The organism is Micromonospora sp. NPDC000316, assembly GCF_042898885.1.
Taxonomy (GTDB): Bacteria; Actinomycetota; Actinomycetes; order Mycobacteriales; family Micromonosporaceae; genus Micromonospora.
The window spans coordinates 274,673-286,594 of sequence record NZ_JBIAZG010000002.1 but is presented as its reverse complement, the minus strand read 5'-3'; the positions used below and the strand labels follow the sequence as shown (position 1 = coordinate 286,594).

The window sequence follows — 11,922 nt, the reverse complement described above, 5'->3', positions numbered from 1 at the left end:
CCGACGGTGGGCTGCGAGGGGACGAGGCAGGTGGTGGTGGCAGGTGAGTCGCTCTGAGTCTGCCTATCCCGCAACGTCACAGGCCCGTCCAGCACAGCGACTGTGGGCGGACTCACGCGCAGACGCATGCCAATGCCCAGGCCCGGGTCAGCAGGGGCTATGCGGACAGTCTCCCCAGCCACTCCGTCAGGAGTTGCTGTTCCGCGCCGCTGAGGATGTCCTGGCTGGGCAGGGCGGCGCGCAAGGCGCGAGCGGCGCCCGCCAGGCCCTCTTCCCGCACGGCCGGTTCCTGACTGGTGACGGCGGTGATCATCGTTTCGCGCAGCGCGACCAGGAGGGCGGGGTCTCGCTCGGCCTCGGGCAGGGACAGCCAGGTCAGGACGGCGCCACGGGCGGTGGCGTGGATGATCTGGGCGGCGAGGTTCTCGTCGACGCGTAGTCGGCCCGCGACGGCCAGGCGGCGGATGCGGTCCATGAGCAGTCCGAGGCCGAGTCGGAAGGCCACGGAGGACCGGGCGGGCTCGCCGTACATGAGCGCGTACAGAGCGGGGTTGGTCAGTCCGAACTCGACTGCGGTGTCCCAGCGGACGCGTAGTTCCTTGATCGGGTCCTGCGGGTCGGGGTCGATGTGCTTGGCGGCCAGGAACCGGGTGAACCCGTATTCGGCCACCGCCTCGAGCAGGGCCTCCTTGTCACCGAACAGCCGGTACAGGGCCGGCGCCTGCAGCCCGGCGGCCTCAGCGACCGCACGGGTGGTGACCGCGTCGCGGCCCCCGCGCTCCAGCAGGTCGATCGCGACGTCCAGGATCCGGCGGCGCGTCTGCTCCCGCGCGGTGCCGTCGGGCTTCGCGGCAGACGTCGAGCGGGTCGGGTCACCAGGCATTTATCAAGGGTAACCCGAGCCTGATACCAGGGATATTTCCATCGTTAACACGCTCACGTTTACAGCGCTAGTATCAGTGATACCGTAGTTTCGGTTTCATCGGAAACACTAGTGAGGGAGCATCACCATGGCCGACCGTCTGCGGATCATCGGGGTGGAGGAGACTGTCGTGGTACCCGCCGTCTACGAGGCGTACCAACGAGCCGGGTCGCCGCGAATCCCCGCCCGCGGCTTCGGGGACAACCCGATCGCGACGAACCTGCGCGAAGTCGGCGAGCGGCGGCTCGCCCACATGGATGACCAGGGCATCGACGTCGCGGTGCTGTCCCTGTCCTCGCCCGGCGTCCAGGACCTGCCGCCGGCCGACGCGATCACGGTGGCACGTGACGCCAACGACCAACTCGCGGAGATCGTCGCCGCGCACCCGGACCGGTTCCAGGCGTTCGCCGCGATTCCCACCCAGTCGCCCGGCGCCGCCGCAGCCGAACTGGAGCGCGCGGTGGTCCAGCTGGGCTTCCCCGGCGCCATGCTCTACGGCCGCACCGGGGACAAGCTGGCCGACCATCCGGACAACGACCAGTTGTACGCCGCCGCCGAGCGGCTCCGGGTGCCGCTGCACTTCCACCCGCAGATGCCGGTCCAGCCGGTCATCGACGCCTACTACTCGGGCATCGGCCCGATCGGCACCCCGCTGGCCGGGGCGGCGATCGGCTGGTACTACGACCTGGGCGTGCAGTACCTGCGGATGATCTTCTCGGGTGTCTTCGACCGCTTTCCCGACCTGCAGGTGATCGCCGGACACTGGGGCGAGGTTGTTCTGTTCTACCTCGACCACACCGGATTCTTCGCCGAGGCCGGCGGCCTCCAGCGACCACTGGCGGACTACTTCACACAGAACTTCTGGGTCGCCGGCAGCGGCACCAACAGCCCCCGCTACCTGCGCTGGACCGCAGAGATCATGGGCACCGACCGGATGTTGTACTCCACCGACTACCCCTTCACCTACGGCTTCCGCCCCGGCGGTTTCCCCTACGTCGACACCAGCAACGGCGCCGCCCGCTCCTTCCTGGAGAACGCGCCGTTCGACGACGACCAGAAAGCCGACATCGCCCACCGCAACTGGGAACGCCTGACCGCCCGCGCAGCCAGGCCGACAGCGGCCTGACCCGTCGCACCGGCCGGTCGGACCGCCACCGCGCTCCGACCGGCCCCGAGCGACCGGGTGGAGCATTGCCCGCCTGAGCGAGCGCGGCGCTCGCCACCGACGAGTCCGGGAAACAGGTCGGTCTCAGCCCTTCAGAAGCTGCCGTGCCATCACGATGCGCTGCACCTGGTTGGTGCCCTCGTAGATCTGGGTGATCTTGGCGTCGCGCATCATCCGCTCGACCGGGTAGTCGCGGGTGTAGCCGTAGCCGCCGAGCAACTGCACGGCATCGGTGGTGATCTCCATGGCCGCATCGGAGGCGAAGCACTTGGCCGCCGCACCGAAGTAGGTCAGGTCCGCGTCGCCCCGCTCGGACTTGCCGGCGGCGGCGTACGTGAGCTGCCGGGCCGCCTCCAGCTTCATGCCCATGTCGGCGAGCATGAACTGGATGCCCTGGAACTCGGCGACCGCCTTGCCGAACTGCCGGCGCTCGGCGACGTACCCCTTGGCGTAGTCGAGCGCGCCCTGCGCGATCCCGACGGCCTGCGCGGCGATGGTGACCCGGGTGTGGTCCAGGGTCTTCATCGCGGTGGCGAAGCCGGTGCCCTCGGCGCCGATCATCCGGTCGGCGGGGATCCGCACGTTGTCCAGGTAGACCTCGCGGGTGGGCGAGCCCTTGATGCCGAGCTTCTTCTCGGGCGCGCCGAAGCTCACCCCGGCGTCGGACTTCTCGACCACGAACGCCGAGATGCCCCGGGACCGGGCGGCCGGGTCGGTGACGGCGAAGACCGTGTAGAACTCGGAGACCCCCGCGTTGGTGATCCAGCGCTTCACGCCGTTGAGCACCCAGTGATCCCCGTCACGCACCGCCCGGGTGGTCATCGACGCCGCGTCGCTGCCCGCCTCGGGCTCGGAGAGGCAGTACGAGAACATCGCCTCGCCGGCCGCGACAGGGGTCAGATAACGGCGCTTGAGGTCCTCGGAACCGGACAGCAGCAGCGGCATCGTGCCGAGCTTGTTGACCGCCGGGATCAGTGAGGAGGACGCGCAGGCGCGTGCCACCTCCTCGATCACGATGGCGGTGGCCAGCGCGTCCGCGCCCGCGCCGCCGTACTCCTCCGGGATGTGCGGCGCGTGGAAGTCGGCGGCCCGCAGCGCGTCGTAGGACGCCTTCGGGAACTCCCCCGTCTCGTCCGCCTCGGCGGCGTGCGGGGCCACCTTGGCGGTACAGACCTCGCGTACGGCCTCCCGGATCGCGTCGTGCTCCTCGGGCAACCGGTAGACGTCGAACGACTCCCCTGCGGCCATGTTGGCCCTCCCCTTCACCGCTATCATGCGCAGTCTGTGGCCTCTCCTGACCGCCGACAGCGCAGACTGAAGGATAGCGACTGCAGTTCAGGTGATGTTACCGGCGCGTAGGTACGGGCATGACGGAGCACCCACACCGCTGGGCGATGATGAGATAGACAGTTGAGCCACCACTCCGGTGCCCGGCCAGGCGCCGCAGCAGAATGCGACGCGACGACGCGCCGCCAGTGCGAGCGGAGAAGACAGGCGTGACGATCCCCTACCCCACCATCCAGCCGAGCCCCGCCATCGCCGCGGTGACCCCGCCGTCGGGCGCACCTCGGCCGCGGGTGACCTTCCTGGGGACCGGCTACCTCGGTGCGACGTACGCCATCTGCTACGCGGAACTCGGGTACGAGGTGCTCGGGTACGACGTCGACGCAGACAAGATCGCCAAACTCAACGCCGGTGCGGTGCCGATCCACGAGCCCGGCCTTGACGAGCTGCTCAAGCGCAATCTGGCCGCCGGCCGGCTGCGGTTCAGCACCGACATCGCCGAGACCGCCGAGTTCGGCGACGTGCACTTCATCTGCGTCGGCACCCCCCAGCGGGCCGACGGGATGGGCGCCGACCTGTCGTACGTCGAGGCGTCGGTGACGAGCCTGGCGCAGCACCTGACCCGCAAGGCGCTCATCGTCGGCAAGTCCACCGTGCCGGTGGGCACCGCCGAGTGGGTGGAGCAGCTCGTCGGCAAGCACACCCCCGACAACCTGGGTGTCGAGGTGGCGTGGAGCCCCGAGTTCCTCCAGGAGGGCTTCGCCGTCGACGACGTGCTGCGCCCCAACCGGATCGTGGTCGGCGTCAAGAGCGAGTGGGCCAACGGCATGCTCTACGCCGCGCACAAGGGCGTCTTCGACCTGGCCGCCACCGAGGACCGCGAGGTGCCCCTGGTGGTCACCGACTTCGCCACGGCCGAGCTGGTCAAGGTCGCCGCGAACGCCTTCCTCGCCACGAAGATCTCCTTCATCAACGCGATGGCCGAGGTCTGCGAGGCCTCCGGCGGGGACGTGACCCAGCTGGCCCGGGCGATCGGGTACGACCCTCGCATCGGCAACCGGTTCCTCCAGTCCGGCCTCGGCTTCGGCGGCGCCTGCCTGCCCAAGGACATCCGCGCCTTCCAGGCCCGCGCGCAGGAGTTGGGTGCCGGCGAGGCGCTGCGCTTCCTGCACGAGGTCGACCTGATCAACCTGCGCCGCCGTACCCGCGTGCTCCAGCTCGCGGCGGACCTGCTCGGTCGCCGCTCCGGCCCGGCCGGTCCGGATTTCTCCGGCACCCGCATCGCCGTGCTGGGCGCCACGTTCAAGCCCAACACCGACGACGTCCGCGACGCCCCGGCGCTCGCCGTCGCCGCGCTGCTGCACAAGGCCGGCGCCGACGTGCATGTGTACGACCCGCAGGGCACCGAGAACGCCCGCCGCGCGGTTCCGGAGCTGACCTACGAGGCCGGCATCAACGAGGCGGTCACCGGCGCTGACCTGGTCTGCGTCCTCACCGAGTGGGCGGACTTCCGCAACGCCGACCCGGTCGCCCTTGGCGAGCTGGTCGCCGGCCGTAGGGTCGTCGACGGGCGCAACTGCCTCGACTCGGCGCTGTGGGCCCAGGCCGGCTGGGAATACCGGGGCATGGGTCGCCCCTGACGGTCCCCACCCATCGGCCGGTCGCGAAGCACCTCTTTGCGGCCGGCCGGTGACGTTGTTTGCCCCGGACCCGCCGACAAGAGTCGAAATCCGCGCCAGCTTTGGGCATGCTGCGACAGTGGGAGTCCACAGTGCGGGTGGAGGGGTGTCGTGGCGACCTTTCAATGCTCCTCGTGCGGCCGGGAGATCAAGCCGGCCGTCCGCTGCCCGCACTGCGGTGTCGATCAGCCACAGTGGGCGGAGCACCTGGCCAACATCGAGCGCTCGATCGCGGAGATGAAGGCGCGCGACGCCGCCATCGCCCGCGAGCAGCGGCAGATCGCCGCCAAGATGCAGGCCGCCCTCTTCCAGCGGGACATCCTCGCCCACGCCGGGGAGGAGCGACTCAAGCAGGCCACCCGCCCTCGCCGGGTGCTGCGCCGCCGCCCCGGCCGTCGTCCGCCGACGGCCACGACCGGCGCCCCGCCGCGGGTTCCCCGCCAGGGCACCTCGGCCGCACCGGAGGATCCGCCACCGCCGCCCCCGCCGACCTGGCTGGACGCCGACGACCCGGAGCACCCCCCGGAGGCTTCCTCCCGGGAGGTGCAGAACATCCCCCTCGGGCTGGGTGCGCTGCTGCTCGGCGTGGCCGCCGTGGTCTTCGCCGCGGTGGCGACCAGCTCGATGGACGCGCTGGCCCGCCTCGGTGTCCTGCTGCTCGCCACAGTGCTAATGCTGCTCGCCCCACCGGCGCTGGCCCGGCGTGGGCTCACCTCGACCGCGGAGACGATCGCCGCGGTGGGTCTGCTGCTCGTGCCACTGGCCGGGTACGCCCTCTGGGCGGTGGACCGGATCGGCGACGGCGGCACCTCCGGCGCGATCTTCGCCAGCCTGATCTTCGCCGGCACCGCCGCCGTGTCGGTCGGGTACGCGGCGTGGACCGGTCTGCGCGCACCCCGCTTCGCCACAGTGCTCGCCGCACAACCGATCCTGCCGCTGCTCGCGTACGACCGGATCACCGGGCCGGGTGGCTGGGCCCTGGCGCTCACCCTTGTCGCCCTCCTCGACCTCTGGCTGGCCCGCTCCGGGCTGATGGTGGAGCGGCCCGTCCGGCAGGACCTGCCGGAGCCGAGCACGCCGAGCACGCCCCGGCAACGCGGCGCCGAGGGCCGGCCGGAGGGCGACCCGGAGGAGGCCGGCGAGCTGATCGACGCAGGCGCGGGGACGGCCCAGGCGCCGGCCCGCCCGGTGCCCGGGCTGCGCGAGCTGACCTGGTCGCTGCACGCGGTGGCGGTCGCCGTCGCCCTGGCGTACGCGGTCACGGCCCTGCTCCGGGCGCAGACCGTTCCGACGGCGACAAGCGCGGGGCTGGTGCTGCTGCTGGCCGCGGCGGTCGGGATGGCCGGCGCGTTGGTGCTGCGCCGCCCACCGCTGCCCGACGTCGGTGCCGGCATCCTCACCCTGGCCGTGATCGGCGCCCTCGGCCGGATCGCCTCCGTGGCCCTGCCCGGCCAGTCGTTGCTGCTGATCGCCGCGGTCATCACGGTGACCGGGCTGGCGGTCCGCGCGGTCCCCGAGGCCGCCCGGCGTGGCCCGCAGGTCGCGTCGGCGGTGGCGCTTACCGTAAGCGGACTGGTGGTCGCCGGGGGCGCGCTGCGCGCCGGCGTCGCCCCGGTCCGGGCGGCGCTGCCCGCGTGGGGCGCCGACCTCGACGGGTACGCCGCTGAGCTGGCCGCCGCCGTCGGCCCGAACACGTGGCAACTCGCCGCTGCCGCGTTCCTGCTCACGATCGCGGCGGTGCTGGCCCTGCCACCAGACATCCGCCGCGAGTTCGCCGTCGCGGGAGCCACGCTGACCGCGCTCGCCGTACCGGCCTCGCTAGGCCTCGGCTGGGCGGCGGCGCCCTGGCCGATGGTGCTCACCGCGATCGGCATCGGGGTTATCGGCCTCTCCGCGCGGACTACCCGGGCCGCGCTGGCACACGCCGTCGGCGCCGCAGTGGTGGGCCTGTTCGGCGTCGGCGCGGGCCTGGCCAGGCCCGCGCTCACGGCTGCCGTCCTGCTCACCGTCTTCGCGGCGGCCGCGCTTGTCGCGCTGGCCCCCCGCGTCCGGATCGCGTCCGCCGCCGCCGACACGGTCACCGACTGGGCCGCCGGTGGCGCCGCGTTCGCGCTGCCCGGCGCGGTGGCCGCGTTCGTGACCGCCACCGCGTCCATCGACCCGACGCCCACCCCGGCCAGCCTCCGCGAGGTGACCGTCCCGGTGTTGGCGGCGAGCTTCCTGGCCGTCTGCGTGACCCTCGGGTACGCCGCAATGGTGCAGGTCTCCCAACGGCGCATCCCGGCGCCCCTGTCGGTCGGCACCGGGCTGGGCGCGCTTGTGGTCACCGCCGCCGCCTTCGGTGCCCCCGGGGCTACCGTCGCCGACGCCTGGGTCGGCGCGCTCCTGTTGGTCGCCGCGGTGCTGCTCTACCTGGCACCCTCGATCGACGCCGGCCGCCGTTCCGACCTGACCCTGGACGGCTCCGACCTGGCCGCTGCGGCGGTCACCACCGCGCTGATCGCCACGATGGTCCGCATCGGCGCGGTCCTCGCCCCCGGCGGGCAACTGGCGGTGGCCGCCGGCCTCGTGCTTGTGGTCGCCGTGGGTGCCCGTGCCATGCCCGAGGAGTGGCGGCGCGGCCCGATCCTCGGCATCACCGTCGGCGGCGTACTCATCGGTGTGCTCGCCGGTTGGTCGGCGCTGCGCGGCGGGGTCGGTGTGCTGGCCACGCCCGGCCCGATCTGGGACGGCGACCTGAACGGTTGGCCGGCCGCGCCGACCGGCGGGTCGACCTGGCAGGCCCCGATCGCGCTGCTGTTGCTGGCCGTCGCCGCCGGCATCCTGCTGCCACCGCCCTGGCGATGGGACGTGTCCGGTGCCGCGGTGGTGCTCGCCACGATCGGCGCGCCGGCCGCGTTCGACCTGCCCTGGTGGTCGCCGGTGCTGATCGGCAGCATGGTCGCCACCCTCTACGGTATGGCGTCGGTGGCCACCGAGGAGGCCCGCGCCGGGCTGTCCCGGGCCACGGTCGCCGGTGTGGTCGCGCTACACGCGGCCGGCGCCGGCCTGGTCCGCCCCTGGACCACCGCGTTGGCGCTGGGCAGCATCGCGCTCATCGGCGTGGTCGTGGCCGCGGTGGCCCGCGTACTGGCCGGGCCGCAGGTGACCGACCTGGAAACCGAGGGGATGCCACCGCACCTGGCCCAGATCGGCGGTGCGGCCACCGGCGCCGCGCTGCTGGCCCTACCCGGCGCGATGGCGGCGCTTGCCGTCGAGTTCGAGCACTCGGCGCAGGTGGTGCTCACCGCCGCGCTTGCCGCGTCCAGCCTCGGTCTCGCGGCCGTGGCCGCCGTTCGCCGGCACGTGCCGCAGTACCTGCCCTGGGTAAGCGTGGCGGTGGTCGGTGGTGCCACCATCAGCGCCCTCGCCGCCATTCCCACAGGCCTCCCCGCCGGGGTCTACGCGGCCGCCGCCGCCCTGCTCGGCGTCCTCGCCGAACTGGTCCGGGCAGCGACCGCGCCGCCCACCAACTCGGCCCAGCCGGTCCGGCGGTGGGCCGTGCTCCTCGACGGCGCGCTGCGACGGTTGCCGGACGACCCGGAGCGGCGGCGGTGGCGGGTCAGCCCGTCCGCCGGCGCCCTCGCCGCGGCCACCCTCCCGACCGTCCTGGCACTTCTGTCGATCGGGCCCGCCCTGTACACCGCCCTCGTCGAGCCGCACCGCGCGTTGACACGGATCTGGCAGGGTCCGCCCCCGGAACTGCTCAACCCGCCGCCGGACGTCGTGAACCCGACCCACGTGCTGACCGCGCTGCTGCTCACCGCGACCGCCGCGCTGGCCGCCACCGGATTCAGCGGCGGACGGCGGTCCCGCGCCGTGCCGGTGGTGCTGCCGGGCGCGGCCGTCACGCTGCTCATCGCACCCGCCGCGCTGGGCCGGGGCTGGCCGGCGAGCACCATGGGGGCGCTCTCCGTCTTCACCATCGCGATGCTCGGCCTCGCGCTTACCCCACCGCCCGCGCTCGTCGAGCCGGCTCGCTCGCTGCGGCTGGCCCGGGTGCTGGTGTTCGCCATCGGGCTGGCCGGCGGCAGCGCCGGGCTCGCCGGCAGCCTTGCGGACCGCCAGATGACCCTGTTCACCCTCGGCAGCGCCGTCGGTGTGGGCGCGGTGGCGGCGCTGTTCGGCGTCACACAGCGGGCGCGCATCCTCGGCTGGCTCTTCGCATCGCTGATGGCGCAACTCTTCGTGCTCACCGCCGGCCTGGTCGCCGGCCTCGCCCCGGTCTGGTCCGCGTTCGGCGTCCTCGCCGTCGGCGCGGTCCTACAGGTGCTCGCAGCGACCCTGCCCCGGCTGCGCCGCCCCGAGGCTCAGCGCGAGGCATCGACCGTGGAGTGGAGCGGGTACGCGGCGGCACTCATCGCGCTGGCCCTCGCCTTCGACTCGCCCCGCCACATCGCCGCGCTGCTGGCCGCGTGGGGCGCGGTCCTGGGCGTGGCGGCCACCCGACCCGGTCGCCGGCCGGTGGAGCGCCGCATCCTCTTCTGGGCGGTGGTGTTCTGCGAGATCACCGCCTGGTGGATCCTGATGCGCGTAGCCGACGTGGCGCTGCCCGAGGCGTACACGCTGCCCTTCGCCGTCCTGGCCCTCCTGGTCGGGGTGCTGGAACTGCGGCACCGGCCGGACATGAGCAGTTGGGTGGCGTACGGGCCTGCGCTTGTCGCCGCATTCGTGCCGACGCTGGCCATCGTGGTGGCCACCGACACCAGCACGCTGCGGCAGATGCTGCTGCTACTCGGCGCGGTGGCGGTGCTGATCTTCGGCTCGTCCAGCCAGCAGCAGGCGCCGGTGATCGTCGGCGCGTCGGTCACCGCGATCACCGCGATCCACGCGCTGTTCAGCCTCGGCCCGTGGCTGGCGCTGATCCCCGTCGGCATCCTGCTGCTCGTCCTCGGCGCCAGCAACGAACGCCGCCGCCGAGCCCAAGAGCGCCTACAAACCGCCCTACGAAGCATGAGATAAACCGGAGGGGCCCCGTGGCGTGGGTGGGTGGGGGCGGTGAGCGCGCCGGGCCCGCCCGCCCGCTCCCCCGCGATCTTGCACTTTCTGCCCGGGCGTAAGGGACACACCCGCCCCAATCGGCGACCGAAAGTGCAAGATCGCGGGAGGAGGGCGGGCGCGGCGGTTACAGGGTGGCCTGGAGGGCTTCGTCTTTGGTTTTGATGAGCTGTTCCAGGTCTTGCTGGTAGGTCGTCATTTGGGCGCGTAGGGGCTCGTCGGTAGCGCCCAGGATTCGTACGGCAAGCAGGCCGGCGTTGCGGGCGTTGCCGATCGAAACGGTGGCCACCGGGATACCCGCCGGCATCTGCACGATGGACAGCAGCGAGTCCATGCCGTCGAGATGCTTGAGCGGCACCGGCACCCCGATCACCGGCAGCGGCGTCACCGAGGCCACCATGCCCGGCAGGGCGGCTGCCCCGCCCGCACCCGCGATGATCACCTTGATGCCCCGGCCGGCGGCCTCCTGGCCGTACTCGATCATCGTGACCGGGGTCCGGTGCGCCGAGATCACCCGAACCTCGTACGACACGCCGAATTCGTCGAGCACCTCGGCTGCGGCCCGCATGGTCGGCCAGTCCGAGTCGCTGCCCATGATCAGCCCGACCGTGCTCACACCGACCCCCTCGTCGTTCACGTGGCTCACTCGTGCCCCTCACGCAGCCAACGGGCGGCCCGAACGGCCCGGGCTCGTACGTCGTCCAGGTCGTCACCGAGCACTGTCACGTGCCCCACCTTCCGGCCGGGTCGCACCTGCTTGCCGTAGAGGTGCACCTTCGCGCCCGGCTCGGCGGCGAAGAGATGGTGCAGTCGCTCGTCGATCGACATTCCGCCCGGCTCGCCGCCGAGCACGTTCGCCATCACCACCACCGGCGCGGTCAGCGAGGTGTCGCCCATCGGGTAGTCCAGGACCGCCCGCAGGTGCTGCTCGAACTGGGAGGTCCGGGAACCCTCGATGGTCCAGTGCCCGGAGTTGTGCGGGCGCATCGCCAACTCGTTCACGACGATCGCCGGCCGGCCGGCCTCGTCACGTACCTCGAAGAGTTCGACGGCGAGCAGGCCGACCACGCCGAGCGCGGTGGCCAGGTCGATGGCGAGCTGCTGGGCGGCGACCGCCAGCTCCTCGTCCAGGCCGGGCGCCGGGGCCAGCACCTCCACGTTGATGCCGTCCCGCTGGACCGTTTCGACCACCGGGTACGCGGCCACCTGGCCGAACGGCGACCGGGCCACCTGCACGGCCAACTCCCGGCGCAGCGGCACCCGTTCCTCGACGATCAGCGGGGTGCCGCCGGCGAGCAGCATGCCTGCCAGCTCGGTAGCCTGCGCGGCGTCGTCGACCATCCAGACGCCCCGGCCGTCATAGCCGCCCCGGGCTGCCTTGAGCACCACCGGCCAGCCGACCTGCTCGCCGAAGCCGATCAGGTCCGCGGGGTCGCCGACCGGTCGCCACGCCGGGTTGGGCGCGCCCAGCTCGGTCAGGCGTTCCCGCATGACCTGCTTGTCCTGGGCGTGCAGCAACGCGTCCGCCGGTGGGTACAGGGTCACCCCTTCCGCCGCCAGCGTGCGGATGTGCCCGGTGGGCACGTGCTCGTGGTCGAAGGTGACCACGTCGCAGCCCTTGGCGAAGGTGCGCAGGGCGGCCAGGTCGGTGTGCTCGCCGTACTGGACGTCGGCGGCGACAAGCGCCGCGCCGTCCTCGGGGCTGGCAGCGAGCACACGCAGTGACTGGCCGAGGGCGATCGCGGCCTGATGGGTCATCCGGGCCAACTGGCCGCCACCCACCATGCCGACAACAGGCAGTCCGGTACGGGAATCCATAGCCCGGCCAGCCTATC

General features: G+C 72.5%; 7 protein-coding genes. 3 read left to right on the top strand and 4 right to left on the bottom strand.

Annotated elements, in window-relative coordinates; translation table 11 throughout:
- Positions 1-157: 157 nt before the first annotated feature.
- Complete coding sequence (locus ACFY2Q_RS05855) at positions 158-883, bottom strand: TetR/AcrR family transcriptional regulator (RefSeq protein ID WP_387128033.1); 726 nt, start codon at positions 881-883, stop codon at positions 158-160.
- A 127-nt stretch (positions 884-1,010) separates the two neighbouring features.
- Here ACFY2Q_RS05855 and ACFY2Q_RS05850 point away from each other — a divergent pair, with 127 nt between their 5' ends.
- Complete coding sequence (locus ACFY2Q_RS05850; protein ID WP_387128032.1) at positions 1,011-2,048, top strand: amidohydrolase family protein; 1,038 nt, start codon at positions 1,011-1,013, stop codon at positions 2,046-2,048.
- A gap of 123 nt (positions 2,049-2,171) precedes the next feature.
- Here the strand turns inward: ACFY2Q_RS05850 and ACFY2Q_RS05845 are convergent, their stop codons facing one another.
- Positions 2,172-3,335 carry an acyl-CoA dehydrogenase family protein gene (locus ACFY2Q_RS05845; protein ID WP_387128031.1) on the bottom strand — a complete coding sequence of 388 codons (1,164 nt, stop codon included), beginning with the start codon at positions 3,333-3,335 and terminating at the stop codon, positions 2,172-2,174.
- Positions 3,336-3,583: 248 nt separating this feature from the next.
- Here ACFY2Q_RS05845 and ACFY2Q_RS05840 point away from each other — a divergent pair, with 248 nt between their 5' ends.
- Together ACFY2Q_RS05840 and ACFY2Q_RS05835 are read left to right on the top strand one after the other, a co-directional pair.
- The gene (locus tag ACFY2Q_RS05840) at positions 3,584-5,011 is read left to right on the top strand and encodes a UDP-glucose dehydrogenase family protein (protein WP_387128030.1); all 1,428 of its coding nucleotides are present in this window, start codon (positions 3,584-3,586) and stop codon (positions 5,009-5,011) included.
- Positions 5,012-5,161: 150 nt separating this feature from the next.
- Positions 5,162-10,051, top strand: a complete 4,890-nt coding sequence (locus ACFY2Q_RS05835; RefSeq protein WP_387128029.1) for an SCO7613 C-terminal domain-containing membrane protein — start codon at positions 5,162-5,164, stop codon at positions 10,049-10,051.
- A 163-nt stretch (positions 10,052-10,214) separates the two neighbouring features.
- Here ACFY2Q_RS05835 and purE read toward each other — a convergent pair whose 3' ends face one another.
- Both purE and ACFY2Q_RS05825 read right to left on the bottom strand, forming a co-directional pair.
- Positions 10,215-10,703: a 5-(carboxyamino)imidazole ribonucleotide mutase gene (purE, locus tag ACFY2Q_RS05830; RefSeq protein WP_387128469.1), complete on the bottom strand. Its 489-nt coding sequence runs from the start codon at positions 10,701-10,703 to the stop codon at positions 10,215-10,217.
- Between the two features lie 26 nt (positions 10,704-10,729).
- Positions 10,730-11,905: a 5-(carboxyamino)imidazole ribonucleotide synthase gene (locus tag ACFY2Q_RS05825; protein ID WP_387128028.1), complete on the bottom strand. Its 1,176-nt coding sequence runs from the start codon at positions 11,903-11,905 to the stop codon at positions 10,730-10,732.
- Between the last annotated feature and the right edge of the window lie 17 nt (positions 11,906-11,922).

Coding starts and splice junctions, on each gene's coding strand:
- ACFY2Q_RS05855 (WP_387128033.1), bottom strand. CDS start 883: ATGCCTGGTGACCCGACCCGCTCGACGTCTGCCGCGAAGCCCGACGGC.
- ACFY2Q_RS05825 (WP_387128028.1), bottom strand. CDS start 11,905: ATGGATTCCCGTACCGGACTGCCTGTTGTCGGCATGGTGGGTGGCGGC.
- ACFY2Q_RS05850 (WP_387128032.1), top strand. CDS start 1,011: ATGGCCGACCGTCTGCGGATCATCGGGGTGGAGGAGACTGTCGTGGTA.
- ACFY2Q_RS05845 (WP_387128031.1), bottom strand. CDS start 3,335: ATGGCCGCAGGGGAGTCGTTCGACGTCTACCGGTTGCCCGAGGAGCAC.